This window comes from Pseudomonas simiae, from assembly GCF_900111895.1.
Taxonomy (GTDB): domain Bacteria; phylum Pseudomonadota; class Gammaproteobacteria; order Pseudomonadales; family Pseudomonadaceae; genus Aquipseudomonas; species Aquipseudomonas simiae.
The window spans coordinates 573,561-599,662 of the sequence record NZ_FOKB01000002.1; the positions used below are offsets into that span (position 1 = coordinate 573,561).

The 26,102-nt window shown below is 61.1% G+C and carries 24 protein-coding genes; 18 read left to right on the top strand and 6 right to left on the bottom strand.

The features are described 5' to 3' along the window. Positions 1–143: 143 nt before the first annotated feature. The 3 genes from ydcS to BMZ57_RS08620 form a co-directional block, all read right to left on the bottom strand. A complete protein-coding gene (gene ydcS / locus BMZ57_RS08610) occupies positions 144–1,295 on the bottom strand; it encodes a putative ABC transporter substrate-binding protein YdcS (protein ID WP_010212653.1) in 1,152 nt (383 codons plus the stop codon). 72 nt (positions 1,296–1,367) lie between these two features. Beyond that, the gene (locus BMZ57_RS08615) at positions 1,368–2,825 is read right to left on the bottom strand and encodes a gamma-aminobutyraldehyde dehydrogenase (RefSeq protein WP_010212652.1); all 1,458 of its coding nucleotides are present in this window, start codon (positions 2,823–2,825) and stop codon (positions 1,368–1,370) included. A 133-nt stretch (positions 2,826–2,958) separates the two neighbouring features. Beyond that, positions 2,959–3,870 (bottom strand): LysR family transcriptional regulator, encoded by a 912-nt coding sequence (locus BMZ57_RS08620; protein WP_010212651.1) that lies wholly within the window; start codon positions 3,868–3,870, stop codon positions 2,959–2,961. 168 nt (positions 3,871–4,038) lie between these two features. Here BMZ57_RS08620 and BMZ57_RS08625 point away from each other — a divergent pair, with 168 nt between their 5' ends. From BMZ57_RS08625 to BMZ57_RS08705, 17 genes are all read left to right on the top strand, one after another. Then, the gene (locus BMZ57_RS08625; RefSeq protein WP_010212650.1) at positions 4,039–4,749 is read left to right on the top strand and encodes a tellurite resistance TerB family protein; all 711 of its coding nucleotides are present in this window, start codon (positions 4,039–4,041) and stop codon (positions 4,747–4,749) included. A gap of 148 nt (positions 4,750–4,897) precedes the next feature. Then, positions 4,898–6,520 (top strand): methyl-accepting chemotaxis protein, encoded by a 1,623-nt coding sequence (locus BMZ57_RS08630; RefSeq protein ID WP_010212648.1) that lies wholly within the window; start codon positions 4,898–4,900, stop codon positions 6,518–6,520. Continuing rightward, the gene (locus BMZ57_RS08635) at positions 6,520–7,032 is read left to right on the top strand and encodes a chemotaxis protein CheW (protein ID WP_010212647.1); all 513 of its coding nucleotides are present in this window, start codon (positions 6,520–6,522) and stop codon (positions 7,030–7,032) included. Before BMZ57_RS08630 ends, BMZ57_RS08635 begins: the two co-directional genes overlap by 1 nt. After that, positions 7,029–8,288 carry a CheR family methyltransferase gene (locus BMZ57_RS08640; protein WP_021492449.1) on the top strand — a complete coding sequence of 420 codons (1,260 nt, stop codon included), beginning with the start codon at positions 7,029–7,031 and terminating at the stop codon, positions 8,286–8,288. The genes BMZ57_RS08635 and BMZ57_RS08640 overlap by 4 nt, the downstream gene beginning before the upstream one ends. Then, a complete protein-coding gene (locus BMZ57_RS08645) occupies positions 8,285–8,986 on the top strand; it encodes a chemotaxis protein CheW (protein ID WP_010212644.1) in 702 nt (233 codons plus the stop codon). The genes BMZ57_RS08640 and BMZ57_RS08645 overlap by 4 nt, the downstream gene beginning before the upstream one ends. Further along, positions 8,983–11,247 carry a hybrid sensor histidine kinase/response regulator gene (locus BMZ57_RS08650; RefSeq protein WP_010212643.1) on the top strand — a complete coding sequence of 755 codons (2,265 nt, stop codon included), beginning with the start codon at positions 8,983–8,985 and terminating at the stop codon, positions 11,245–11,247. Before BMZ57_RS08645 ends, BMZ57_RS08650 begins: the two co-directional genes overlap by 4 nt. Further along, positions 11,244–12,254, top strand: a complete 1,011-nt coding sequence (locus BMZ57_RS08655; RefSeq protein WP_010212641.1) for a chemotaxis response regulator protein-glutamate methylesterase — start codon at positions 11,244–11,246, stop codon at positions 12,252–12,254. The genes BMZ57_RS08650 and BMZ57_RS08655 overlap by 4 nt, the downstream gene beginning before the upstream one ends. A 51-nt stretch (positions 12,255–12,305) precedes the next feature. After that, entirely contained in the window at positions 12,306–13,307 is a 1,002-nt protein-coding gene (locus BMZ57_RS08660; protein ID WP_010212639.1) for a response regulator, read from the top strand. Between the two features lie 239 nt (positions 13,308–13,546). Further along, a protein-coding gene (gene prfB, locus BMZ57_RS08665; protein ID WP_100215725.1) for a peptide chain release factor 2 occupies positions 13,547–14,642 on the top strand; the annotation gives its coding sequence in 2 pieces (ribosomal slippage) (positions 13,547–13,618 and positions 13,620–14,642; 1,095 coding nt in all). Positions 14,643–14,725: 83 nt separating this feature from the next. Continuing rightward, positions 14,726–16,225: a lysine--tRNA ligase gene (lysS, locus tag BMZ57_RS08670; RefSeq protein ID WP_010212634.1), complete on the top strand. Its 1,500-nt coding sequence runs from the start codon at positions 14,726–14,728 to the stop codon at positions 16,223–16,225. Between the two features lie 106 nt (positions 16,226–16,331). Beyond that, positions 16,332–17,048 (top strand): TetR/AcrR family transcriptional regulator, encoded by a 717-nt coding sequence (locus BMZ57_RS08675; RefSeq protein ID WP_016979842.1) that lies wholly within the window; start codon positions 16,332–16,334, stop codon positions 17,046–17,048. A 146-nt stretch (positions 17,049–17,194) separates the two neighbouring features. Continuing rightward, a complete protein-coding gene (locus BMZ57_RS08680; RefSeq protein WP_021492448.1) occupies positions 17,195–17,743 on the top strand; it encodes a hypothetical protein in 549 nt (182 codons plus the stop codon). A gap of 21 nt (positions 17,744–17,764) precedes the next feature. Further along, positions 17,765–19,042, top strand: a complete 1,278-nt coding sequence (locus tag BMZ57_RS08685) for a flavohemoglobin expression-modulating QEGLA motif protein (RefSeq protein ID WP_010212629.1) — start codon at positions 17,765–17,767, stop codon at positions 19,040–19,042. Between the two features lie 156 nt (positions 19,043–19,198). Next, complete coding sequence (locus tag BMZ57_RS08690) at positions 19,199–20,104, top strand: alpha/beta hydrolase (protein ID WP_010212627.1); 906 nt, start codon at positions 19,199–19,201, stop codon at positions 20,102–20,104. Further along, a complete protein-coding gene (locus tag BMZ57_RS08695) occupies positions 20,101–20,427 on the top strand; it encodes a PA3694 family proteiin (RefSeq protein ID WP_010212625.1) in 327 nt (108 codons plus the stop codon). Before BMZ57_RS08690 ends, BMZ57_RS08695 begins: the two co-directional genes overlap by 4 nt. 168 nt (positions 20,428–20,595) lie before the next feature. Then, positions 20,596–20,940, top strand: a complete 345-nt coding sequence (locus BMZ57_RS08700) for a hypothetical protein (protein WP_010212624.1) — start codon at positions 20,596–20,598, stop codon at positions 20,938–20,940. Between the two features lie 185 nt (positions 20,941–21,125). Next, complete coding sequence (locus tag BMZ57_RS08705) at positions 21,126–21,320, top strand: hypothetical protein (RefSeq protein WP_021492447.1); 195 nt, start codon at positions 21,126–21,128, stop codon at positions 21,318–21,320. Positions 21,321–21,349: 29 nt separating this feature from the next. Here BMZ57_RS08705 and lptF read toward each other — a convergent pair whose 3' ends face one another. The 3 genes from lptF to BMZ57_RS08720 all read right to left on the bottom strand — a co-directional run bounded on the left by lptF (position 21,350) and on the right by BMZ57_RS08720 (position 23,231). Then, the gene (gene lptF, locus BMZ57_RS08710) at positions 21,350–22,135 is read right to left on the bottom strand and encodes a lipotoxin F family OmpA-related lipoprotein LptF (protein WP_010212622.1); all 786 of its coding nucleotides are present in this window, start codon (positions 22,133–22,135) and stop codon (positions 21,350–21,352) included. Positions 22,136–22,190: 55 nt separating this feature from the next. After that, entirely contained in the window at positions 22,191–22,616 is a 426-nt protein-coding gene (locus BMZ57_RS08715; protein WP_010212621.1) for a DUF4398 domain-containing protein, read from the bottom strand. A 270-nt stretch (positions 22,617–22,886) separates the two neighbouring features. Further along, the gene (locus BMZ57_RS08720; RefSeq protein WP_021492446.1) at positions 22,887–23,231 is read right to left on the bottom strand and encodes a hypothetical protein; all 345 of its coding nucleotides are present in this window, start codon (positions 23,229–23,231) and stop codon (positions 22,887–22,889) included. Between the two features lie 185 nt (positions 23,232–23,416). Between BMZ57_RS08720 and ppc the strand changes: the two genes are divergently transcribed. Continuing rightward, on the top strand, positions 23,417–26,044 hold the full coding sequence (gene ppc, locus BMZ57_RS08725; protein ID WP_021492445.1) for a phosphoenolpyruvate carboxylase: 2,628 nt from the start codon (positions 23,417–23,419) through the stop codon (positions 26,042–26,044). Positions 26,045–26,102: the final 58 nt, after the last annotated feature.

The window sequence follows — 26,102 nt, forward strand, 5'->3', positions numbered from 1 at the left end:
AAACGGGGTAGCGGTGTACGCGGTCAAAATGTGGGAGCGGGCTTGCTCGCGAATGTGGTGTTTCAGCCAACACATCTGTAACTGACCCACCGCTTTCGCGAGCAAGCCCGCTCCCACCTTTTGTCCTGCGTTGTCAGGAAGGCTTAGCGGCCACCCATGATCGCGATGTAATCCTGGGTCCAGCGGCTGTACGGCACGAACTTGCCGCCTTCAGCCTGCGGGGTTTTCCAGAAGGCGATCTTTTCGAACTGGTCGAAACCGTTGGTCTTGCAACCCTCGGCGCCGAGCAACTCGCTTTCCTTGCACGCCGCGGGCACCGCCGGCAGCGAACCGAACCAGGCGGCAACGTCGCCCTGGACTTTTGGCTGCAGCGACCAGTCCATCCACTTGTAGGCGCAGTTCGGGTGCTTGGCCTCGGTGTGCAACATGGTGGTGTCGGCCCAGCCAGTGGCGCCTTCCTTAGGAATGGTCGAGGCAATCGGCTGCTTCTCGTTCTGCAGGCCGTTGACCTGATACGGCCAGGCGCTGGAGGCCACCACACCTTCGTTCTTGAAGTCACTCATTTGCACGGTGGTGTCGTGCCAGTAGCGGTGGATCAGCGGTTGCTGGGCGCGCAGCAGTTCGAGCACGGCCTTGTACTGGGTTTCGGTCAGTTCGTAGGGGTTCTGGATGCCCAGTTCCGGCTTGGTCGATTTGAGGTACAGCGCCGCATCGGCGATGTAGATCGGGCCGTCATACGCTTGCACGCGGCCTTTGTTCGGCTTGCCGTCCGGCAGGTTCTGCGGGTCGAAAATGACATTCCAACTGGTGGGCGCGGTCTTGAACACGTTGGTGTTGTACATCAACACGTTCGGGCCCCACTGGTACGGGGTGCCATAGGTTTGTTGGCCGACCACGTACCACGGCGCATCTTTCAGGCGTGGGTCGATGTTCTTCCAATTGGGAATCAGCGCGGTGTTGATCGGCTGCACGCGCTTGCCGACGATCAACCGCAGTGACGCATCGCCCGACGCGGTCACCAGGTCATACCCGCCCTTGGCCATCAGGCTGACCATTTCGTCAGAGGTGGCGGCGGTTTTCACATTGACCTTGCAGCCGGTTTCCTTCTCGAAACCGGTGACCCAGTCGTAGGCCTTGTCACTTTCGCCACGTTCGATATAGCCGGGCCAGGCGACGATATCCAGCTGGCCTTCACCGGCGCCCACCGCTTTGAGCGGTTCGGCGGCCTGGAGGCTGGCGCTGGCCAGCAGCGCGGTGGTCAGGGCACTGAGCAGTGCGGTCTTGTGCGCAGACATGGGGGTTCCCTCTTCTTTAATTATGGTCGGGGCAGTGTTTGAAGCCGGTAACGCAAAAGCTTAATTGTTGTTTTAAAGATGCTGGCCGTGGCGCGCCATGATGTGGCGCACCACGCTGTAGTCCTGCAGCGAATCGCTGGACAGATCTTTCCCATACCCCGAGCGCTTCAAGCCGCCGTGGGGCATTTCGCTGACCAGCATGAAATGGCTGTTGATCCAGGTGCAGCCGTATTGCAGGCGCGCCGCCACCTGCATGGCCTTATCAAGGTTCTGGGTCCATACCGAGGACGCCAGGCCGTATTCGGAATCGTTGGCCCAGTCCACCGCCTGTTCCAGCTCATCGAAGCGCGTCACCGTGACCACCGGGCCGAACACTTCGCGCTGCACGATTTCGTCGTTCTGTTTACAGCCGGCGAGCAGGGTGGGCTGGTAATAGAAGCCCGCGCCGGAATGCACGGCGGCACCGGTGATGCGTTCGATATGCGGTTGGCCGAGGGCACGCTCGACAAAACTGGCGACCCGGTCGCGCTGGCGCGTGCTGATCAGCGGGCCGAGTTCATTGTCGGCATCACGTTTACCGGCAAAACGCAGGCTGCTGACCGCTGCGCCCAGCTCGGCGACCAGTTTGTCGTGGATACCGGCCTGGGCGTAGATGCGGCACGCGGCAGTGCAGTCCTGACCGGCGTTGTAATAGCCGTAGGCGCGTACCCCGTCGACCACGGCGTGCAGGTCGGCGTCGTTGCATACGATCACCGGGGCCTTGCCGCCCAGTTCCAGGTGCGTGCGTTTTAGGGTTTTTGAGGCGGCTTGCAGAATCTTCTGCCCGGTGACGATATCGCCGGTCAACGAAACCATGCGCACTTTGGGATGGCTGACCAAGTGACTGCCAACGCCTTCGCCGCCGCCGCACAGAATGTTGATCACGCCGCGTGGCAACAGTTCTTTCAGGACCGGAGCCAGGGCCAGGATCGACAGCGGCGTGTGTTCCGATGGTTTGAACACCAACGTATTACCGGCGGCCAGGGCTGGGGCGATTTTCCACGCAGCCATCATCAGCGGGTAGTTCCACGGCGCAATGGATGCCACCACGCCAATCGGGTCGCGACGCACCATGCTGGTGTAGCCCGGCAGGTATTCACCGCTCAGTTGTCCGGTCTGGCAGCGCACGGCGCCGGCGAAGAAACGGAACACGTCGACGGTGGCGCTCAAGTCATCCTGGCGGGCCAGGTGCAACGGCTTGCCGCAGTTCAGGGACTCCAGGCGGGCCAGGTAGTCGGCTTGTTTTTCGATGGCGTCGGCAATGCCGAGCAGGATGTTCGAGCGTTGCTGCGGCGTGGTACGCGACCAACCGGCAAAGGCGCGGTGGGCGGCGAGGATCGCGGTTTCCACCTGCTCGGCGCTGGCTTCGGCGATTTGGGTAAGCACTTCACCGGTGGCCGGGTTGAGAATCGGCTCGGCAAAACCCTGGCCATGAACCAGTTCGCCGTCGATCAGCAACGCAGTGAGTAGCGGGGTGGGCGCGCCGGGCATTTTTCGCGATCTCTTTTCTTGTGTGGCCATGGGCGTTCTCTTACAAGGCGCCTGACCTTCTCTTATGGGATGAACAGAGACTAGAGGTCAGGCGCGAGGTCAACAAATACTAAATACTGAATGCAGCATTCGATTAAATAGATGGCTTGCGTGGGTGCGGCTGTTCGCGGGCGACGGTCAGGAACGGGTCCACCAGCGTCGGACGCGCGGTGCCACGGCGCCACGCCAGGCCGACATCAAGGGTCTGGCTGAGGTCGGCAATCGGCCGCGCTTCAATGATGTCGCCCTCAAGCGACCAGGGCCGGTAGGTCATGTCCGGCTGGATCGACACGCCCAGGCCGGCGGCCACCAGGCTGCGAACGGCCTCGGTAGAGGCGGTGCGCAAGGTCACGCGGGGTTGCAGGCCCGCACTCGTCCACATGCGCTGGGCGTTGTGGCCCATTTCGTCGACGTTCAGCTGAATCAGCGGCTCACGCGCCACATCGGCCAGATTGATACTGTCGTGTTCCAGCAATGGATGTTGCGCCGGTAGCCACAAACGGTGGGGCGAATGGGTAAGGACTTCGGTCTGCAGGGCGTGGCGGTCTTCCAGGTTGGAGAGAATCAGCACGCCCACGTCGATTTCGCCGCTGACCAGCAAATGCTCGATATACGGGCGTTCATCCTCCATCACGCGGATTTCCACATTAGGATAGGCGCGCTGGAAGCGGGTCAGCAGGTCCGCGAGGTAATAGCCCGCCACCAGGCTGGTCACGCCGATGGTCAACTGTCCGGCGACTTGATCGGTGCTCTGTTGCAGGCTGCGCTTGGCGTTGTCGACGGTGGCCAGAATGAGGTGTGCCTGGCGCAGGAATTGATGGCCCTGGTGGGTCAGGGTCATGCCCTTGGCGTGACGGTTGAACAGGTTGACGCCGATTTCCTGCTCCAATTGCTGGATCGCCAGGGTCAGGGTGGACTGGGAAATAAACGCGGTCTGCGCGGCGGCAGAGATCGAGCCGGTCTCGGCCACTGCAATAAAGTGCCGGATTTGACGCAAGGTCATCATGCTGGAATTACCAGTGAGCTATTTTTATAGATGTGTTCGAGTGTATATCGATTTAAGCGAAGGGCGGCTGCGTTACATCTGGAAGCACTCTAGATCGGGGCTTTTTGGCACTTAGTTTTACGCTGGGAGCCTATTGGTCTTATGAACCCTAGTGTCTGGAGGCTACGAATGAATACCCGTGGATTGCTCGATCAGTTGCTCAAGTCCGGCCAGGACATGTTGCAAAACAAGGCTGGCGGCCAGCGTAAACAGGACGACAAAGGTGCGTTGGGCGGTTTGCTTGGCGGTGGTGGCCTGGGCAGCCTGCTCGGTGGTGCGGGCGGCGGCGCCCTGGCGGCCGGCGCGATGGGTCTGCTGCTGGGCAACAAGAAAGCCCGCAAGTTCGGCGGCAAGGCCCTGACCTACGGCGGCTTGGCGGCATTGGGCGTTATCGCCTACAAAGCCTACGGCAACTGGCAGGCCAGCCAGGCCAATGCGCCCCAAGGCGAACCGCAGACCATCGACCGCTTGCCACCGGCGCAGGTCGAGCAACACAGCCAGGGCATCCTCAAGGCGCTGGTCGCCGCCGCCAAGGCCGACGGCCATGTGGATGAGCGCGAGCGCGAACTGATCGAGGGCGAATTCACCAAGCTGGATAACGACCGCGAGTTGCACAGCTGGCTGCATGCCGAACTGAACAAGCCCCTGGACCCCGCCGACGTGGCGCGGGCCGCCGGCACGCCGGAAATGGCGGCCGAGATGTACATCGCCAGCGTGATGCTGGTGGACGAGGAAAACTTCATGGAGAAGGCCTACCTCGACGAGCTGGCACGCCAACTGAAACTGGAGCCAGGCTTGAAGCTGGAGCTGGAAAAACAGGTACGCCAAGCCACCCTCTGAGACTGCCGCCTGACCACCAACACCCCGGTTGCCAGCATGGCCCGGGGTGTTTTTGCATTCTGTGAGCGCTACATCAAAACCCGTTGATAAATGAGGGCTTGCGCTCAGCTATACTCCCCCCATTTGAATGGCCCTTCGAGGAATTACTGTGAAGAACTGGACCTTGCGCCAACGGATCTTGGCGAGCTTTGCGGTCATTATCGCGATCATGCTGCTGATGGTCGTGGTGTCCTACTCGCGGTTGCTGAAGATCGAAGCCAGCCAGGAAGCAGTCCGGGACGATGCGGTGCCGGGGGTCTACCTCAGTTCGATGATCCGCAGCGCCTGGGTCGACAGCTATTTGGAGACCATCGATATCATCGGCCTGCGCGACGAAAAAGACCTTACCAATTCGGATAAGTCGGACTACAAGTCCTTCGAGGCGCGTATTGCGCAGCAGATGGCCACCTATGAAAAAACCATTCATGGTCAGGCCGACCGAATGGAGTTCGATAACTTCAAGGCAGCGCATATCACCTACAACAAAGTGCTCGCGCAACTGCTGGAGCGTGTCGATGCCGGTGACCTGCCGGGTGCGCGTACGTTGCTGGAAGAGCAATTGACGCCGATCTGGGTCGAAGGGCGCATGAAGCTCAACGACATCATTACCGAAAACAAGAACGTCTCCGACCGCGCCACCGCGGCAATCGACGAGTCGGTGCTGTCGGCCAAGGTCAGCATGGCCGTGTCGTTGGTCATCGCCGTCCTCGCCGCCGGCCTGTGCGGCCTGCTGCTGATGCGCGCGATCATGGCGCCGATGCAGCGCATCGTCGACATCCTCGAAACCATGCGCGACGGCGACCTGAGCAAACGCTTGAGCCTGGAGCGCAAAGACGAGTTTGGCGCAGTGGAAACCGGCTTCAATGACATGATGACCGAGCTGACCGCCCTGGTCTCCCAGGCTCAGCGTTCGTCGGTGCAGGTCACCACCTCGGTGACCGAGATTGCCGCCACCTCCAAGCAGCAACAGGCCACCGCCACTGAAACCGCGGCCACCACCACCGAAATCGGCGCCACCTCCCGCGAGATCGCGGCCACGTCCAAGGACCTGGTACGCACCATGACCGAAGTGTCCACTGCCGCCGACCAGGCGTCGGTTGCCGCCGGTTCCGGCCAGCAAGGCCTGGCGCGCATGGAAGAAACCATGCACTCGGTCATGGGCGCCGCCGACCTGGTCAACGCCAAGCTGGCGATCCTCAATGAGAAGGCCGGCAACATCAACCAGGTGGTGGTGACTATCGTCAAGGTCGCCGACCAGACCAACCTGCTGTCGCTCAATGCCGCGATCGAGGCCGAGAAAGCCGGTGAATATGGGCGTGGCTTCGCCGTGGTGGCCACCGAAGTGCGTCGCTTGGCCGACCAGACGGCTGTCGCCACCTACGACATCGAACAAATGGTGCGCGAGATCCAGTCGGCGGTGTCCGCTGGCGTGATGGGCATGGACAAGTTCTCCGAGGAAGTGCGTCGCGGCATGTTCGAAGTGCAGCAAGTGGGCGAGCAGTTGTCGCAGATCATCCATCAGGTGCAGGCCCTGGCGCCGCGGGTGTTGATGGTCAATGAAGGTATGCAGGCCCAGGCTACGGGCGCCGAGCAGATCAACCACGCCCTGGTGCAACTGGGCGATGCCAGCAGCCAGACTGTCGAGTCCCTGCGTCAAGCCAGCTTTGCCATTGATGAGCTGAGCCAGGTCGCGGTCGGTCTGCGCAGCGGCGTGTCGCGTTTCAAAGTCTGATGAGCGACCTCGCGGCTAAAAGCGGCGCCGTCCCGGCAGCGAAGAAAGCGTTGTTTCTGGTGTTCCACATCGGCGACGAACGTTACGCCCTCAAGGCCACGGAAGTGGCCGAGGTGCTGCCGCGCCTGCCGCTCAAACCCATTGCCCATGCACCGGTATGGGTGGCGGGCATCTTTGCCCACCGCGGCACGCTGGTACCGGTCATTGACCTCAGCGCCCTGACGTTCGGCAAGCCGGCCCAGGCCCGCACCAGTACGCGCCTGGTGCTGGTCAATTACCAGCCGCAGCCTTGGGTTGAACCCCGCAGGTTGGGACTGATCCTGGAGCAAGCCACCGACACCCTGCGTTGCGACCTGGGGGAGTTCAAGCCCTACGGCCTGGACAACCGCGAGGCGCCGTACCTGGGGCTGGTGCGTGAAGATGCCTTGGGCTTGATGCAATGGATTGGCGTCAACGAACTGCTCACTGATGACGTGCGCGCCTTGCTGTTTTCTGCCGAGCTGAGCCTATGAGCAGCGATCCGCGTTTCTTTGCCTTCCTCAAAGAGCGCATCGGCCTGGATGTCGCGTCGGTCGGCGAAGCCATCATCCAGCGTGCGGTGCGCCAACGCAGCCAGGCCGTTAATGCGCAAACGACCGGTGAGTACTGGCAGCACCTGCAAAGCTCCGAGGATGAGCAACAGGCGCTGATCGAAGCGGTGATCGTTCCGGAAACCTGGTTTTTCCGTTATCCCGAATCGTTCGCGACCCTGGCCCGTCTGGCCAAGGCGCGACTTGCCGAGATCAAGCAGATGCGCGCCCTGCGCATCCTCAGCCTGCCATGCTCTACCGGTGAAGAACCGTATTCGATTGCCATGGCCTTGCTGGATGCTGGCCTGGCGCCGCACCAGTTCAAGGTGCTGGGCCTGGATGTCAGCCCGCTGTCGGTAGAGCGCGCGCGGCGCGGGGTGTATGGCAGAAATTCTTTCCGTGGTGGCGATATTGCCTTTCGCGACCGCCATTTCACCGAGTATGACGACGGTTACCACATTGCCGAGCGCGTGCGCGAGCAGGTGCGCCTGCAAGTGGGCAATCTGCTCGATCCTGGCCTGCTGGCGAATGAGGCGAGCTATGACTTCGTGTTCTGTCGCAACCTGCTGATCTACTTCGACCAACCGACCCAGAAGCAAGTGTTCGATGTGCTCAAGGGCCTGACGCACGTGGACGGCGTGCTGTTCATCGGCCCGGCCGAGGGCAGCCTGCTGGGGCGTCATGGCATGCGTTCGATTGGGGTGCCGCAGTCCTTTGCGTTCAGTCGGCATGCCGAGCCGGTCAAGCCGGAACCCGTGTTTGTGCCGATCGCCGCGCCCATCCCGCCACGCAGTGCGGCTCCGATTCCGACCAAGCCTCGGCCGTTCAGCACGGCCAGGGCCCAGGTGGTGCCGATCAAGGCGCCGCACACCGACGCGGGCGACCTGCTCGGTCGCATCGCCACCCTGGCCAATGAAGGCAAGAGTGCCGAAGCCCGTGCCGCGTGCGAACAGTATTTGAGCAATCACCCGCCGGCCGCCCAGGTGTTCTACTGGCTCGGGTTGCTCAGCGACGTGGCCGGCAGCGCCCTGGAAGCCCAGGGCTATTATCGAAAAGCCTTGTACCTGGAACCCCAGCACCCGCAGGCCTTGATGCACTTGGCGGCATTGCTCGAATCCCAGGGCGACAGTGCGGGAGCGCGCCGCTTGCAGGCGCGGGCCGCCCGTAGCGAGCGAGCTGACAGTGAGTCCAAACGATGAGTAACACCGACGCGCTCGACACCGGGGGCCTGGACCTGACCCTGGCCGACACCCAAGCCATCGATGACTGCTGGAACCGCATCGGCATCCATGGCGACAAATCCTGCCCGCTGCTGGCGGACCATATCCATTGCCGCAACTGCTCGGTGTACTCGGCGGCGGCCACGCGTTTGCTGGATCGCTACGCCTTGCAGCAGGACGCGCATCGCCCGCATGCCGCTGTCGAGTTGGGTGAAGACGTGGTCACCCGTTCGTTGCTGATATTCCGTCTCGGCGAAGAATGGCTGGGCATCGCCACGCGTTGCCTGGTGGAAGTGGCGCCGCTGCAACCGATCCATTCCCTGCCGCACCAACGCTCGCGCGCCTTGCTTGGCGTGGCCAACGTGCGCGGCGCGCTGGTGGCGTGCCTGTCGTTGGTGGAACTGTTGGGCCTGGACGTGACCAGCAACGGCGCCAGCGGTGGGCGCATCATGCCGCGCATGTTGATCATTGCGGCAGAGGATGGCCCGGTGGTGGTGCCAGTGGATGAAGTCGACGGTATCCACGCCATCGATGAGCGCACCTTGAAGGCGGCTTCGGCCTCCGGCCCTCAGGCCAGCGCACGCTACACCCAAGGCGTGTTGCAGTGGAAAGGCCGCAGCCTGCGTTGGCTGGACGAGGCGCAATTGTTGTCCGCCGTGACCCGGAGCCTCACATGACCCCCGACCAGATGCGCGATGCCTCGCTGCTGGAACTGTTCAGCCTGGAAGCCGACGCGCAGACCCAGGTACTGAGCGCGGGCCTGCTGGCCCTGGAGCGCAACCCCACCCAGGCCGACCAGCTCGAAGCCTGCATGCGCGCCGCCCACTCGCTCAAGGGCGCGGCGCGTATCGTCGGGGTAGATGCCGGGGTCAGCGTCTCCCATGTCATGGAAGATTGCCTGGTCAGTGCCCAGGAAAGCCGCCTGTACCTGCAACCTGAACATATTGACGCGTTGTTGCAAGGCACCGACCTGCTGATGCGCATCGCCACGCCCGGCAATAATGTGGGGCCGGCCGATATCGAAGCCTATGTGGCGTTGATGGAGCGCCTGTTGGACCCGTCCCAGGCGCCGGTCAAGGCGCCGCCGCCGGAGCCTGTGCCTGTCGTTGAAGCACTGCCGCCGGAGCCTGAGCCCGCGCCGCCGGTGGTCGCCGAGCCGCCGCGTCACAACAAACGCATGACCGAAGGCGGCGAGCGCGTGCTGCGTGTGACGGCCGAGCGCTTGAACAGTCTGCTGGATCTGTCGAGCAAATCCCTGGTGGAAACCCAGCGGCTCAAACCGTACCTGGCTAGCCTGCAGCGCCTCAAACGCATTCAAAGCCAGAGCGTAAGGGCCCTGGACACGCTGGACGGGCAACTCAAGACTGAGAATTTGAACCTCGAAGCTCAAGAGGCCCTGGCCGATACGCGTCGCCTGCTCAGCGAAGCCCAGGCCTTGTTGGCGGAAAAGACCGCCGAACTGGATGAATTCGGCTGGCAGGCCGGGCAGCGCGCCCAGGTGTTGTATGACACCGCGCTGGCCTGCCGCATGCGTCCGTTTGCCGATGTGCTGGCCGGTCAGGTGCGCATGGTGCGTGACCTGGGCCGCAGCCTCGGCAAGCAGGTACGCCTGGAGATCGAGGGTGACAAGACCCAGGTCGACCGTGACGTGCTGGAAAAACTTGAAGCGCCGCTCACGCATTTATTGCGCAATGCCGTCGACCACGGCATCGAAATGCCCGAACAACGCCTGCTCGCAGGCAAGCCGGCTGAAGGCCTGATCCGCCTGCGCGCGTCCCATCAGGCCGGTCTGCTGGTGCTGGAATTGAGCGATGACGGTAATGGCGTCGACCTGGAACGCCTGCGCGGCACCATCGTCGACCGGCATCTGTCGCCGCTGGAAACGGCCCAGCGCCTGAGCGAAGAAGAGTTGCTGACGTTCCTGTTCTTGCCGGGGTTCAGCCTGCGCGACAAGGTCACCGAGGTGTCCGGGCGCGGCGTCGGCCTGGATGCGGTGCAGCATATGGTCCGCCAGCTGCGCGGTGCGGTGGTGTTGGAGCAGACGGCAGGGCAGGGCAGTCGTTTCCACCTGGAAGTACCCTTGACCCTGTCGGTGGTGCGCAGTCTGGTGGTGGAAGTCGGCGAAGAAGCCTACGCGTTCCCACTGGCTCACATCGAGCGCATGTGCGACCTGGCGCCGGACGACATCGTGCAACTGGAAGGTCGCCAGCATTTCTGGCACGAGGGCCGGCATGTTGGCCTGGTTGCCGCCAGCCAGTTGTTGCAGCGCCCGACGGGGCAGAACCCGTCGGACACTTTGAAAGTCGTGGTGATCCGCGAGCGCGATGCTGTGTATGGGATTGCCGTGGAGCGCTTTATCGGCGAGCGTACCCTGGTGGTCTTGCCGCTGGATGATCGCCTGGGCAAGGTCCAGGATATTTCCGCCGGCGCGTTGCTGGATGACGGCTCGGTGGTGTTGATCGTCGACGTTGAAGACATGCTGCGTTCGGTGGATAAGCTGCTGAACACCGGCCGATTGGAACGGATTGCCCGGCGCAGCCAACAAAGCACCGAGGCTCCGCGTAAACGGGTGTTGGTGGTGGATGACTCACTGACCGTGCGCGAGCTGCAACGCAAATTGTTACTTAATCGTGGTTATGAAGTGGCCGTGGCGGTCGATGGCATGGACGGCTGGAACGCCTTGCGCTCCGAAGACTTTGACCTGTTGATCACTGATATTGATATGCCTCGTATGGACGGTATTGAATTGGTCACACTCTTGCGCCGTGACAGTCGCCTGCAATCGTTGCCGGTGATGGTGGTGTCCTACAAGGATCGCGAAGAAGACCGACGCCGTGGACTGGACGCCGGCGCCGACTATTATTTAGCCAAAGCCAGTTTTCATGATGACGCCCTGTTGGACGCCGTGATGGAACTGATCGGAGGCGCGCGGGCATGAGGATTGCGATCGTCAATGACATGCCCCTGGCGGTGGAGGCCTTGCGCCGCGCCTTGAGCTTCGAGCCCGCGCATCAAGTTGTCTGGGTGGCCGCCAATGGCCTGGAAGCGGTGCAGCGCTGCGCTGAACTGACGCCGGACCTGATCCTGATGGACCTGATCATGCCGGTGATGGACGGCGTGGAAGCCACCCGCCAGATCATGGCCCAGACCCCGTGCGCCATCCTTATCGTCACCGTCGACCGCCAGGCCAACGTGAGCCGAGTGTTCGAAGCCATGGGCCACGGCGCCCTCGACGTAGTGGACACCCCGACCCTGGGCGTGGGCAACCCCAAGGATGCGGCGGCGCCGCTGTTGCGCAAGATCCTCAACATCGGCTGGCTGATCGGTCAGCGCGGCAGCCGCGTGCGTGCGGAAGCTTTGGCCCCGCGCATCACCGGCAAACGCCAGAGCCTGGTGGCCATCGGGTCCTCTGCGGGCGGCCCGGCCGCCCTGGAAATCCTGCTCAAGGGCTTGCCCCGTGACTTTCCCGCGGCCATCGTGCTGGTGCAGCATGTCGACCAGGTGTTCGCTGCCGGCATGGCCGAGTGGCTGAGCAGCGCCTCCGGCTTGCCGGTGCGCCTGGCCCGCGAAGGTGAGCCACCGCAAAGCGGCGTGGTGCTGCTGGCCGGCACCAACCACCACATTCGTTTATTGAAGAACGGCACGCTAGCCTATACCGCAGAGCCGGTGAACGAGATTTACCGGCCTTCGATCGACGTGTTTTTCGAAAGCGTGGCCAGCCACTGGAATGGCGATGCCGTCGGCGTACTGTTGACCGGCATGGGGCGCGACGGGGCCCAGGGCCTCAAGTTACTGCGTGAACAAGGTTATTTGACCATCGCCCAGGATCAGCAAAGCTCGGCGGTGTATGGCATGCCCAAAGCGGCGGCGGCGATTGATGCTGCTGTTGAAATTCGCCCACTGGATAGAATTGCGCCCCGACTGCTGGAGGTATTCGCCAAATGAACACGACCTCCCGCAGCACCGGCTTGCCGGCAGTAATTCAGGTGACTGCACATGAATGATTTACAGATCGACGACATCAAGACCGACGAAAATGCTGCCATGGTGTTGCTGGTCGACGACCAGGCCATGATCGGCGAAGCCGTGCGGCGTGGCCTGGCTCATGAAGAAAACATCGACTTTCACTTCTGCGCCGACCCGCACCAGGCGATTGCCCAGGCGATTCGCATCAAACCGACCGTTATCCTGCAGGATCTGGTGATGCCCGGCCTCGACGGCCTGACCCTGGTGCGTGAATACCGCAATCACCCGGCCACGCAGAACATCCCGATCATCGTGCTTTCCACCAAGGAGGACCCGCTGATCAAGAGCGCGGCGTTCTCGGCGGGTGCCAACGACTACCTGGTCAAGCTGCCGGACAATATCGAACTGGTGGCGCGGATCCGCTATCACTCGCGCTCGTACATGACCTTGTTGCAACGGGATGCAGCCTATCGCGCGCTGCGGGTCAGCCAGCAACAGTTGCTGGACACTAACCTGGTGCTGCAGCGGTTGATGAACTCCGATGGTCTTACCGGGCTGTCCAACCGGCGTCATTTCGATGAATACCTGGAACTGGAATGGCGCCGTGCCATGCGTGACCAGACTCAATTGTCGCTGCTGATGATCGACGTGGACTTCTTCAAGACCTACAACGACAGCTTTGGGCATGTCGAAGGTGACGAGGCCTTGCGCAAGGTTGCCGCCGCCATCCGCGAAGCCAGCAGCCGCCCCTCGGACCTGCCGGCGCGCTACGGCGGTGAAGAGTTTGCTCTGGTGCTGCCGAATACCTCGCCGGGCGGTGCTCGGTTGGTAGCCGAAAAGCTGCGCATGGCGGTTGCCGCGCTGAAAATCCCGCATAACGCACCGACCGAGGGCTCAAGTCTGACCATCAGCATTGGGCTCTCGACCCTGACGCCGGTGCAGGGCACGGACTGTCGTCAATTGATCATGGCGGCGGATAAGGGGTTGTATACGGCCAAGCATAATGGGCGCAATCAGGTGGGGATCGAGTGACCTGAAGGCACTGGACATCTAAATGTGGGAGCGGGCTTGCTCGCGAATGCGCTGGGTCGGTTGATATATCCGTGACTGACCCGCCGCATTCGCAAGCAAGCCGGCTCCCACATTTGATCCGTATCGTTCTACGGATCGTGTACAAACCCCACGCCTTTTCGCCAAGCGGACTGCCGTTCCCCCCCATTTGCCGTTATACTCGCCGGCTTTCAAAAGTTCGCCAACGAGTGCTGCCCGCCATGGAAATCAACCCGATCCTTAACACCATCAAGGACCTGTCCGAGCGCTCCGAAACTATTCGGGGGTATCTTTGACTACGATCAAAAGCATGAGCGTCTGACCGAAGTCAATCGCGAGCTTGAAGATCCTGCTGTCTGGAACAAACCTGAATACGCCCAGGAACTGGGTCGCGAGCGCGCTGCGCTGGCGCAGATCGTCGACACCCTCGACGAACTGAACACCGGCCTGGCCGATTGCCGTGACCTGCTGGACATGGCCGTCGAAGAAAACGACGAAGGCGCAGTGGGCGATGTCGTCGCCGAGCTGGCCCGTCTCGAGGAAAACCTCGCCAAACTCGAATTCCGCCGCATGTTCAGCCACGAGATGGACCCGAACAACGCCTACCTCGACATCCAGGCCGGTTCCGGCGGCACCGAGGCCCAGGACTGGGCCAACATCCTGTTGCGCATGTACCTGCGCTGGGCGGACAAACGCGGTTTCGAAGCGACCATCATGGAACTGTCCGCCGGTGAAGTCGCCGGTATCAAGGGCGCGACCGTGCACATCAAGGGTGAATACGCCTTTGGCTGGTTGCGCACCGAGATTGGCGTGCACCGCCTGGTGCGCAAGAGTCCGTTCGACTCCGGCAACCGTCGTCACACTTCGTTCTCTGCGGTGTTCGTCTCCCCAGAGATCGACGACAAGGTCGAGATCGAAATCAACCCGGCCGACCTGCGCATCGACACCTACCGTTCCTCCGGTGCCGGTGGTCAGCACGTAAACACCACCGACTCGGCCGTACGTATTACCCACGTACCGACCAACACCGTGGTCAGCTGCCAGAACGAACGTTCCCAGCATGCCAACAAGGACACCGCCATGAAAATGCTGCGGGCCAAGTTGTACGAGCAGGAAATGCAGAAACGCAATGCCGCGTCCCAAGCGCTCGAAGACACCAAGTCGGATATCGGCTGGGGTCACCAGATCCGCTCTTATGTGCTCGATGCGTCGCGGATCAAGGATCTGCGCACTAACATCGAACGCAGTGACTGTGACAAGGTGCTCGACGGTGATATCGACGAATACCTGGAAGCCAGCCTGAAATCCGGCCTGTAACACCCTATGTGGGAGCGGGCTTGCCCGCGATCCCCAGGCCGCAGGCCTGGGGGCAACGAACCTGTGATGGAAAATTTAAAGACATGAGCGACCAACAACTCGACCAGGCCCTGCAACAGGAAGAAAACTCCCTGATCGCCCTGCGCAAGGAAAAGCTTGCTGCCGAGCGCGCCAAGGGCAATGCCTTCCCCAACGACTTCCGTCGCGAAAACTACTGCGATGCCTTGCAGAAACAGTACGCGGACAAGACCAAGGAAGAGCTGGCAGAGGCTGCGATCCCGGTCAAGGTGGCAGGTCGCATCATGCTCAACCGTGGCTCGTTCATGGTGATCCAGGACATGACCGGTCGCATCCAGGTCTACGTCAACCGCAAGACCTTGCCTGAAGAAACCCTGGCCTCGGTGAAAACCTGGGACATGGGCGACATCATCGCCGCCGAAGGCACCCTGGCCCGTTCCGGCAAGGGCGACCTGTACGTCGAGATGACCCACGTGCGCCTGCTGACCAAGTCGCTGCGCCCGCTGCCGGACAAGCATCACGGCCTGACCGACACCGAGCAGCGCTACCGCCAGCGCTACGTTGACCTGATCGTCAACGAAGAAGTGCGCCACACGTTCCGTGTGCGTTCGCAAGTGATCGCGCACATCCGTACCTTCCTGATGCAGCGCGACTTCCTGGAAGTGGAAACCCCGATGCTGCAAACCATCCCAGGTGGTGCCGCAGCCAAGCCGTTCGAAACTCACCACAACGCACTGGACATGGAAATGTTCCTGCGTATCGCGCCGGAGCTGTACCTCAAGCGCCTCGTTGTTGGCGGCTTCGAAAAAGTGTTCGAGATCAACCGCAACTTCCGTAACGAAGGCGTTTCGACGCGTCACAACCCAGAATTCACCATGTTGGAGTTCTACCAGGCCTACGCCGACTACGAAGACAACATGGACCTGACCGAAGAACTGTTCCGCGAGCTGGCGCAACTGGTCCTGGGCAGCACCGACGTACCGTATGGCGACAAGGTGTTCCATTTTGGCGAGCCGTTCGTGCGCCTGTCGGTATTCGACTCGATCCTCAAGTACAACCCTGAGCTGACCGCCGACGACCTGAACGACATCGACAAGGCCCGTGCGATCGCCAAGAAAGCCGGTGCCAAGGTGCTGGGCTTCGAGGGCCTGGGCAAACTGCAGGTGATGATTTTCGAAGAGCTGGTGGAGCACAAGCTGGAGCAGCCGCACTTCATTACCCAGTACCCGTTCGAAGTGTCGCCGCTGGCCCGTCGCAACGACGACAACCCGAACGTCACCGATCGTTTCGAACTGTTCATCGGTGGTCGCGAGATCGCCAACGCCTACTCCGAGCTTAACGACGCGGAAGACCAGGCCGAGCGTTTCATGGCCCAGGTGGCCGACAAGGACGCCGGCGACGACGAAGCCATGCACTACGACGCTGACTTCGTCCGCGCCCTGGAATACGGCATGCCGCCAACGGCCGGTGAAGGTATCGGCATCGACCGTCTGGTGATGCTGTTGACCAACTCGCCGTCGATCCGCGACGTGATCTTGTTCCCGCACATGCGGCCGCAAGCGTAACCGAAGCGAAATCCGAAGCCGCCTTTTATAAGGCGGCTTTTTTATGTGGCGTCAATAAGCGTCAAGCAAACAGCGCCAGGTTTTGATCTATTCAAGGATGTGAGTCGTGAACCGCGTAACCGCTCAAGAAGGCGCCGCCGGCATTGCCGCTGCCGTGGCTGAAAGCGTCCAGTACCAGGGCCGCAAGGCCAGCCGTCGGGGTAGCGAGCAACGCAGGCAAGACATTCTCGATGCAGCCATGCGCATCGTAGTGCGCGATGGCGTGCGCGCCGTGCGCCATCGCGCGGTGGCGGCCGAGGCGGGGGTGCCCTTATCGGCCACCACCTACTATTTCAAGGACATCGACGATCTGCTCACCGACACTTTCGCCCAATACGTCGAGCGCAGTGCAGCGTTCATGGGCAAACTGTGGGTGCGTAACGAAGGCCTTTTGCGCGAGATGGTTGCCTATGGCGATGGCAGCCCGCAGTCACGCTCGCAACTGGCCGATGACATTGCGCGGCTGACCGCCGATTACGTCTTGCGGCAACTGACCAACCGTCGTGAACACCTGATGGCCGAGCAGGCGTTCCGTCAGGAAGCCTTGCTCAACCCGCGCCTGGCCGAGTTGGTGCGTTCCCACCAGCAGATTCTGTTGCAAGGCACCGGGCAGTTTTTCCAGGTGTTGGGCTCCCGCGAGCCACAACAGGATGCCAAAGTGTTGACGGCGATAATCAGTCGGATGGAATATCAGGGCCTGCTGGGCGGCGCAGAGCCTCTGACCGGTGAAGAAATGCTTGAGATCCTCAAGCGTTACATGCATTTGGTCTTGGCCTCGGTGTAGTCATTTACGGAACGTGCTTTATGTGGGAGCGGGCTTGCTCGCGAATGCGCGGTGTCAGTCGATACACATTTGGCTGAGCCACCGCTTTCGCGAGCAAGCCCGCTCCCACACAAAACGGTTCCACCCATACCCCCGTGGAGTACTCGATGAAAGCCTGGCGAATCGCGGTAATTGCCTTGTCATTCCTGCTGCTCAGCGGCTGCCTGGTGACCTTCAAGGACCCGATGCCGGCCCGTGAAGCCGCACCCGCGGGCTTGCTGGGGAAATGGTCGAGCAAAAACGCCTGGGGCGAGCCGCTCAACCTGCGAATCACGCGCGTCGGTGAACACCGTTATAAAGCCGTGAGCTACCCTACAGCCAAGCCGAACCAGCGTGATGAGTACTTGTTTACTGTGTCCCGGCATGGCAACCGCTGGTACTTGTCGGCGCCGCTGCCGGCCAAGCTCGGCGGGCATTTCATCCTTGCGGGCTTCGAAATCAACGAAAAGCATGAATTGGTGGTCTACAACCTCGACCTGGAGCAGATCCATCAAGCCATAGGCCAAAAGGCGTTACAGGGCAGCACGGTGGAAACCGTCGAAGGGCCCGGGGTGCTGGTCGACGGCCCGCTGGACCAGGTGTTTGCCTACCTGGATGACCCGGCCAACGCCGATGTATTCGTGGAAGCCGTGCGCTACCAGCGTGCGGGCAAATAACGTTTAAAGAGGAAGCACCGGGTGGACGATTACCAGCAGACGATACGCACCTTGTCTGATCGCATTGTGCTGGCGCAAACACCGATTCGCGTCCTCGACGCCGTGAAGTGGGACGAGAACATTCGCCAGGGGTTCCTCAAGGCCAAGGGCAAGGAAATGCCGGCGGTCAGCCGCGACTACTACCTCAACCGGCCGCTGTCGTTCGATTCCAGCGCGGTGAAGCTGGAGTTCCAGAACATCGAGCGCGACATCACCCGTCGTCTCGGCCAGTTCAGTCCGGTGGGGCAGATCATGCGCCGCATGTGCAAGGAATACCGCATGGTGGTGCGCATGCTCGAAGCACGCGGCACCGAGGATTTCGGCCTGATTTCACAAGAGCTTTATGGCGCTGCTTCCGATGCGTTCCACGCGGGTGACCCGACCCTGGCCGATCTGGGCCTGATGCTTTCGGACTATCTGAACAACATCGATGGCCGTGGGGACTTGAAGGATGAGGCCAAGACCCTCACCGCCAAGGACGCCGTGGCCCTGCTGCAAACCCGCCTGAACAAGGTGTTCGGCGAGGCCGAAGAGACTATTCGCGTGTTTGAGTCCGACGGTATCGTCGCCGACGCGGCGGCGGGTGCGGACTACATCAAGATCCGCGCCGATGCGATGTTCAACGACCGCGACGTACGCGCCCTGGAAGTGCATGAAGGCCTGGTGCACGTGGGCACCACGTTGAATGGCCAGAACCAGCCGATCTGCACGTTCCTGTCCAAAGGCCCGCCGTCGTCTACCGTGACCCAGGAAGGCCTGGCGATCCTGATGGAAATCATCACCTTCGCCTCCTACCCGAGCCGTCTGCGCAAGCTGACCAACCGCACCCGCGCTATCCACATGGTGGAAGAGGGGGCCGACTTCCTGCAGGTGTTCGAGTTCTTCCGCGAGCAAGGCTTTGAGATGGCCGAAAGTTACGGCAACGCCAGTCGGGTTTTCCGAGGTTCAGTGCCGACTGGTCTGCCGTTTACCAAGGACCTGTCCTACCTCAAGGGCTTCATCATGGTCTACAACTACATCCAGCTCGCCGTGCGCAAAGGCAAGCTGGAACAAGTGCCGCTGCTGTTCTGCGGCAAGACCACCCTGGAAGACATGCGTACCCTGCGCCAACTGGTGGACGAAGGCCTGGTGGTGCCGCCCAAGTACCTGCCAGAGCAGTTCCGCGACATGAACGCACTGGCGGCGTGGATGTGCTTCTCCAACTTCCTCAACCATTTGAGCCTGGATCGGATCGAGGCGGATTACTCGAATATCCTTTGACGAAACCGGATCGACCGGTGGGAGCGGGCTTGTTCGCGAAAGCGGAACATCAGATATACATAAGTTGACTGACACACGGCTTTCGCGAGCAAGCCCGCTCCCACCTTTGAATCGCTGAAAGATTTAAAATTTCGAATAATAGCGAGGCTTCAACGGATGAGAATCCTCGGCATTTTGTGCCTGCTACTCACATTGAACGGCTGCAGCTCATTGCTGTTCTATCCCGAACCCGGCCTGCCGTTCACGCCGGAAAAAGCACACCTGCAGTACCGTGATGTCACCTTGACCAGCGCCGACGGCGTGAAGCTCCACGCCTGGTGGTTGCCGGCCAAGCCCGGTGTGCCGCTCAAGGGCACGGTGCTGCATTTGCATGGTAACGGCGGCAACCTAGCCTGGCATCTGGGCGGCAGTTGGTGGCTGCCAGAGCAGGGTTACCAAGTGCTGCTACTGGACTATCGAGGCTACGGCTTGTCGGAAGGCAAACCCTCGCTGCCAGCGATCTACCAGGATGTGGATGCGGCCTTCAGCTGGATCGACAAGGCGCCTGAAACCCAGGGCCAGCCGCTGATCGTCCTCGGTCAAAGCCTGGGCGGGGCGCTGGCGGTGCACTACCTGGCCGCTCACCCGGAGCGCCAATCCCAGCTCAAAGCCCTGGTGCTGGACGGCGTGCCTGCCAGTTATCGTGACGTAGGACAATTCGCCCTGAGCACCTCCTGGTTAACATGGCCATTGCAGGTGCCCCTGTCCTGGCTGGTGCCGGATGCTGACAGTGCAATCCATGCCATGCCCCGGCTCACTGGCGTGCCCAAGCTGCTGTTTCATAGCCTGGATGACCCGATCGTGCCGGTGGCAAATGGCATCCGCCTGTACCAGGCCGCACCGCCGCCACGGGTGTTGCAGTTGACCCGGGGCGGGCATGTGCAGACTTTTGCCGACAAGACCTGGCAAACCGTGATGCTGCGCTACCTGGATGACCCGCAACACTTCAACGGCCTGCGCCGCCTGGGCGAAATTCCGAACTACCCCATTCCTAAAGTTGATTCATCAGAGAGCCCGCAATGAGCGAAGAACGCAACATGATCCCGCTGATCCTCACCGGCATTGGCACCATCATCGGCACCGTCGGTTGCCTGTGGTTCTACGGTTACCTGCACTTCGCCAAGCCGGAAGACGCCCTGCTGCTCAGCGATTTCACCATGCTCAAAACGGTGCCAGGCGAGGACTACAAGATCTCCTTGACCCCGGCCGCGCAAGTGGCGCAGTGCGTGGATGGCGTGCTGGTGATGTTCGACACCGAGCAGAAAGGCCTCAGCGGTGTGCTGGTGAACAACAAGAAGCAGGCCGTGCGTTGCATGGGGCAGGAAACCCCGCAATTACAGGAGTGAACGCTGTTTTTCCCACTGTGGGAAAGCTCCGTTTTGAGTACCGACTAATGATTTAACGCATGCCAGGCGCTCGGCCGACCGGAACCGGCCGGGTGCGCTCACCACAGATCATGGACTGATTGGCTTTGCTGATCGGTCCATTTTTTCATTAGTCTGGAGTGAGCCTATATGGCGGGTATAAACGGAGTATCGGGTGTAGGAAACATGGGCAATGGTGGGAATGTCGGCGGGGGTGCCTCATCAGGCCAAGGCCTCGATCAGCAGATCCAGGACGTCCAAAGTAAAATCAAAGATATGCAGTCACAAGGTGCTAAAGGTGGTCAGGGTAGCCAGGGCGGAGGTGAGCTCGACGAACTGATGAAACTACTGGAAAAGCTGCTTAAGCAAAAAAATGATCAAGGCGCACAGGGCGCGCAAGGTGATCAAGGCGCCCAAGATGGTCAAGGTAGCGGCCAGGGACAGGGCCAGATCCAAATGCCGGAGACCCAGGGCACCGGTAAGGTCGGTGGTTGAACGGCACCTCTCAAAAACCGCCCTTTCGGGGCGGTTTTTTCGTGCTGATCAGCTATTCAGCCTGTAGCGACGTGGGGGGCGTAATGCAGGCTGCCGCATGTCATGCAACTGAAATGGAAATGTCTGGAACCGCTTCGACTTAAATGCCACATAAAATGCTGAAACCTACCTAGATTGGGTCGAGGATGAAAATACACATTCCTGTGTTGGAAAACATGTTGGCCATGGCAAGGCAGCATGTAGCGCTGGAACAGGAAGCCGCTCGCAAGTACAAGCGCGATCAACGGGTGGATGAGCAGGCGGGCGCGAAGATTGAAATGCCAGCCGAGGACACGAATCGCACTATTCAGTTTGATGAGCCAAAAAAAAACCCACCGTGAGGTGGGTTTTTTTAACCAATGCCAATCAATCAGTTAGCAACGGAAGACCGTGGCTTGACCGGCTGGTTGTCGTTGGAGATAGTCACTTCAACGCGACGGTTCATGGCACGGCCCGACACGCTGCCGTTGTCGGCAACCGGGTATTCCTTGCCGTAGCCCTGGGTCACGATGCGCGAGATATCCACGCCTTGTTGAGCCAGTGCGCGTTGTACCGAAGCCGCACGACGCTCGGACAGGCTCTGGTTGTACGAATCGGAACCGGTGCTGTCGGTGTAGCCTTCGACGATCACTTTGCGATCCGGGTTGTCGCGCAGGAACTGAGCCAGTTTGGTGATGTTCACCAGGCCGCTGGATTTCAGGTCAGACTTGTTGGTGGCGAACAGCACGTCACCGAAGGTCACCAGCGTACCGCGATCGGTCTGCTTGGCGTTCAGGCTGTCCTGCAGTTGCTTGATCTGCGCATCGCGGGCATCCAGCAAGGCGCGGGCACGCTCGTCGCCAGCGTTTTTCAGCTTGGCTTCGGATTCACGCAGCACGATGGTGTCTTTGGCCACTTCAACGCGCTGGTTGGTCAGGTAAGCCAGTTGGTCGACTTTCTTCTCGTCTTCCTTGTCGCGGTAGGCCTTGTCAGCCTTGTCCAGCCATTCGCTGGCGTCCTTGGTTTCCAGGGCCGCGAGCTTAGTGGCTTGCGGGTTGGTCTGCAGGGACGAGAAGTTGGTCCGTGCATTTTCCAGGTTCGCGTTTGGCGGGGTGGAGCAGGCCGCCAGTGCAACGCTCATCGCCAGCAGGGCAGGGATCATCAATTGTTTACGCATAGTCGTGTCGTCCTTTCAATTCGATATCAGGTGCGATTTGGTCACAGGAAGCGTCTTACTTCTGCTGGATAGCAGCCGGACGCATGCCTTCCTTACGCAACTCATCAACAGCCTTCTGGGAATCCTTCACAGCCTGTTCAGCCTTGGCGGCTTGAGCCTTGCGTTCTGCGACGCGAGCGTCCCACTCGGCTTGTTCAGCCAACTGGCGAGCTTTGTCGTAGTTCTTGTCGTGCATGGCAATTTCGGCTTCTTTGAGCTTGTCCTGGGCCGACTTCATTTCCACAGCCGCGTACTCAGTGCCGCCAGCGCTGACGGCGCTGTTCACGGCGGACTGGGTGACCGCGTACTGCTCGGTCGGAGGGTTGCCGGCGCAGCCCGCCAGGACGAAGCTGGTGCCGATTGCCAGCGCGGCCAATTTAAGCCCGCGCAGGTGGTTAAACGAGGATTTGGCAGTGCTGGTCTTCATCGTCTTCAACTCCATTGGATAACTCCTGAAAAACATTAAAATCCATGTCACTGGTCTGCGGCGGCGGGGCTGGCACTGGTGCACAAATTGCCCTTTAAAACGACCGTTCCAAGTGATGGCTTACTGGCTGTGACCGGAGGCTTTTTTCAAAAGTTCAGAGAAGATGGCGATTTGCCTAAAAAAATATCTGACTGATTGGTCAGCATAAAAAATTGGAACTTCTGCGTTGCGCAGTGGTACGCCGGGCCCGTCAGGAGCCCGGAATACAGGGGTTTGGTAGGGGTGTCAGTGTTTCTGCTCGTCAGCGCTCGCCGACAAATCATGCAGATAGCGGCGCGACAGCGTCAGAAAACGTGGGGTAGGGCCGACGTCCTCGTACAGCGGATCGCCTTCTTCATCGGTGGCAATCACCTGCTGGCCCTTGATGTAAGGGAAGCTGGCTTCCAGCTCTTCAAGGGCGGCACCGATCAACTCACCGAGCAATTCTTCAGGGTGGCGTTTGGGGTACATCTCGGTAATGGCCGCCAGCCGCGCGGCGGACTCCATATCCAGATGGATGGCGTATTCGGTCTTGGTCAGGCGACCCTTGGCGTTCTCTTCCCAGTGCTGGGCCAGTTCTCGAATTTTCATGGCAACCTCAATGAAGCCCGCGTTTAGCAGGCGGTGATGAGTGTCCAGTCGCCTGCGTGGATAAACGCGACGACTTAACCTTGAGACTAGCCGCAACTCACAAGGTTTAAAGTCTTGTCATAAATTGATGCTGGCGGCACTCTGGCAAACCTGCGCGTCCCGGATTTCTGGCTGGAGATTGGCTGATGAGTGATATCGATGCACGCTTGCGTGAGGATGTTCACCTGCTGGGTGAGCTGTTGGGCAACACCATTCGAGAGCAGTACGGCGATGATTTCCTCGACAAGATCGAGCAGATCCGCAAAGGCGCCAAGGCGGACCGTCGGGGAGCCGGGGATGAGCTGAGCACCCGCCTCAACCAGTTGCAGGAAAATGAACTGTTGCCGGTAGCACGGGCGTTCAACCAGTTTCTCAACCTGGCCAACATCGCCGAGCAGTACCAACTGATCCACCGGCGTGATGAGTCCCAGCCGGCACCGTTCGAGTCCCGCGTATTGCCCGAGTTGCTGGCGCGCCTGCAAAGCGAAGGCCACAGCAACGAATCCCTGGCCCGCCAGTTGGGCCGCCTGGAGATCGAACTGGTGCTCACCGCCCACCCTACCGAAGTGGCGCGTCGCACCCTGATCCAGAAATACGATGCCATCGCCGCCCAACTGGCGGCGCAGGATCACCGCGACCTCACCACCGCAGAGCGCGAGCAGATCCGCCAGCGCCTGCAACGCTTGATCGCCGAGGCCTGGCACACCGAAGAAATCCGCCGCACTCGGCCCACGCCGGTGGACGAAGCCAAGTGGGGCTTTGCGGTGATCGAGCATTCGCTGTGGCACGCGATACCCAATTATCTGCGCAAGGCCGATCAGGCGCTGCATGCCGCCACCGGTTTGCGCTTGCCCCTGGAAGCCGCGCCGATCCGCTTTGCCTCGTGGATGGGCGGCGACCGTGACGGCAACCCGAATGTCACGGCGCCGGTCACCCGTGAAGTCTTACTGTTGGCGCGTTGGATGGCTGCCGACCTCTACCTGCGCGATATCGACCACTTGGCCTCCGAGCTGTCGATGCAGCAAGCCAGCCCGGCGTTGCAGGCCAAGGTCGGTGATAGCGTCGAACCTTATCGCGCCTTGCTCAAGCAACTGCGCGAGCGCCTGCGGGCGACGCGCCAATGGGCGCACACCGCGTTGAGCAGCAGTACCCCGGCGCCGGCCGACGTATTGCAGAACAACCGTGACCTGCTGGAGCCGCTGGAGCTGTGCTATCACTCGCTACACGCGTGCGGCATGGGGGTGATTGCCGATGGCCCGTTGCTCGACTGCCTGCGTCGGGCGGTGACGTTCGGGCTGTTCCTGGTGCGTCTGGATGTGCGTCAGGATTCCAGTCGCCATTCGGCAGCCATGACGGAAATCACCGATTACCTCGGCCTGGGTCGGTACGAGGACTGGGACGAAGAGGCCCGTATCAGTTTCCTGATGAAGGAACTGGCTAACCGTAGACCCCTGCTGCCGGGCTATTTCAAGCCGTCGGCGGACACTGCCGAGGTGCTCAACACCTGTAAGGAAATCGCCGCCGCACCGGCTGCATCGTTGGGCTCTTATGTCATCTCCATGGCCGGCGCTGCCTCGGACGTGCTTGCGGTGCAACTGTTGCTTAAAGAGTCGGGCGTGCAACGGCCGATGCGTGTGGTGCCGCTGTTCGAAACCCTGGCCGACCTGGATAACGCCGGCCCGGTGATCGAGCAACTGTTGCTGTTGCCGGGCTATCGCACGCGTTTGCAAGGGCCGCAGGAAGTGATGATCGGCTACTCGGACTCGGCCAAGGACGCCGGCACTACCGCGGCAGCCTGGGCACAGTACCGCGCGCAGGAACGGCTGGTGGATATCTGCCGTGAGCAGCAGGTGGAGCTGCTGTTGTTCCACGGTCGGGGCGGCACCGTTGGCCGTGGCGGCGGCCCGGCCCACGCTGCGATCCTGTCGCAGCCACCGGGTTCGGTGGCGGGGCGGTTCCGCACCACCGAACAGGGCGAGATGATCCGCTTCAAGTTCGGCCTGCCGGATATCGCCGAGCAGAACCTCAATCTCTATCTGGCTGCGGTATTGGAAGCGACCCTGCTGCCACCACCGCCGCCAGAGCCGGCCTGGCGCCATTTGATGGATGAATTGGCGGCAGACGGTGTCAGCGCTTACCGCGCCGTGGTGCGGGAAAATCCGCAGTTCGTCGAGTATTTCCGCCAATCCACGCCGGAACAGGAGCTGGGTCGCTTGCCTCTGGGCAGTCGCCCGGCCAAACGCCGTGCGGGTGGAATTGAAAGCTTGCGTGCGATTCCCTGGATCTTCGGCTGGACCCAGACTCGCCTGATGCTGCCGGCCTGGCTCGGGTGGGAGGCGGCGCTGAGCAAGGCGCTGGAACGCGGAGAAGGCGAGCTGCTGGGGCAGATGCGCGAGCAGTGGCCGTTCTTCCGTACCCGCATCGACATGTTGGAAATGGTGCTGGCCAAAGCCGATGCCGATATCGCCCGCCTGTATGACGAGCGCCTGGTGCAGCCGGACCTGCTGCCATTGGGTGCACATCTGCGCGACCTATTGTCGCAGGCGTGCAGCGTGGTGCTTGGCCTGACCGGCCAGTCGCAACTGTTGGCCCATAGCCCGGACACCCTGGAGTTCATCCGATTGCGCAACACCTACCTTGACCCCTTGCACTTGCTGCAGGCCGAGTTGCTGGCGCGCTCACGCCAGCAGGAAGCGGCACAGGACAGCCCTCTGGAACAGGCGCTGCTGGTCTCCGTGGCCGGTATCGCCGCTGGTTTGCGTAACACTGGCTAGGGTTTTTTGCGTGTTCTCAATAGCTTGCAGATAAACCACGGCGGCCGCCCTGAAACGG

Bases quoted from the DNA above. Each gene is read 5' to 3' on its own strand.
- BMZ57_RS08615 (WP_010212652.1), bottom strand. From the start codon at position 2,825: ATGCCCGGCGCGCCCACCCCGCTACTCACTGCGTTGCTGATCGACGGC.
- BMZ57_RS08650 (WP_010212643.1), top strand. From the start codon at position 8,983: ATGACCCCCGACCAGATGCGCGATGCCTCGCTGCTGGAACTGTTCAGC.
- BMZ57_RS08645 (WP_010212644.1), top strand. From the start codon at position 8,285: ATGAGTAACACCGACGCGCTCGACACCGGGGGCCTGGACCTGACCCTG.
- ppc (WP_021492445.1), top strand. From the start codon at position 23,417: ATGAGTGATATCGATGCACGCTTGCGTGAGGATGTTCACCTGCTGGGT.
- BMZ57_RS08720 (WP_021492446.1), bottom strand. From the start codon at position 23,231: ATGAAAATTCGAGAACTGGCCCAGCACTGGGAAGAGAACGCCAAGGGT.
- BMZ57_RS08690 (WP_010212627.1), top strand. From the start codon at position 19,199: ATGAGAATCCTCGGCATTTTGTGCCTGCTACTCACATTGAACGGCTGC.
- ydcS (WP_010212653.1), bottom strand. From the start codon at position 1,295: ATGTCTGCGCACAAGACCGCACTGCTCAGTGCCCTGACCACCGCGCTG.
- BMZ57_RS08660 (WP_010212639.1), top strand. From the start codon at position 12,306: ATGAATGATTTACAGATCGACGACATCAAGACCGACGAAAATGCTGCC.
- BMZ57_RS08625 (WP_010212650.1), top strand. From the start codon at position 4,039: ATGAATACCCGTGGATTGCTCGATCAGTTGCTCAAGTCCGGCCAGGAC.
- BMZ57_RS08640 (WP_021492449.1), top strand. From the start codon at position 7,029: ATGAGCAGCGATCCGCGTTTCTTTGCCTTCCTCAAAGAGCGCATCGGC.
- BMZ57_RS08700 (WP_010212624.1), top strand. From the start codon at position 20,596: ATGGCGGGTATAAACGGAGTATCGGGTGTAGGAAACATGGGCAATGGT.
- BMZ57_RS08655 (WP_010212641.1), top strand. From the start codon at position 11,244: ATGAGGATTGCGATCGTCAATGACATGCCCCTGGCGGTGGAGGCCTTG.
- BMZ57_RS08620 (WP_010212651.1), bottom strand. From the start codon at position 3,870: ATGATGACCTTGCGTCAAATCCGGCACTTTATTGCAGTGGCCGAGACC.
- lptF (WP_010212622.1), bottom strand. From the start codon at position 22,135: ATGCGTAAACAATTGATGATCCCTGCCCTGCTGGCGATGAGCGTTGCA.
- BMZ57_RS08680 (WP_021492448.1), top strand. From the start codon at position 17,195: ATGAAAGCCTGGCGAATCGCGGTAATTGCCTTGTCATTCCTGCTGCTC.
- lysS (WP_010212634.1), top strand. From the start codon at position 14,726: ATGAGCGACCAACAACTCGACCAGGCCCTGCAACAGGAAGAAAACTCC.
- BMZ57_RS08635 (WP_010212647.1), top strand. From the start codon at position 6,520: ATGAGCGACCTCGCGGCTAAAAGCGGCGCCGTCCCGGCAGCGAAGAAA.
- BMZ57_RS08695 (WP_010212625.1), top strand. From the start codon at position 20,101: ATGAGCGAAGAACGCAACATGATCCCGCTGATCCTCACCGGCATTGGC.
- BMZ57_RS08715 (WP_010212621.1), bottom strand. From the start codon at position 22,616: ATGGAGTTGAAGACGATGAAGACCAGCACTGCCAAATCCTCGTTTAAC.
- BMZ57_RS08705 (WP_021492447.1), top strand. From the start codon at position 21,126: ATGAAAATACACATTCCTGTGTTGGAAAACATGTTGGCCATGGCAAGG.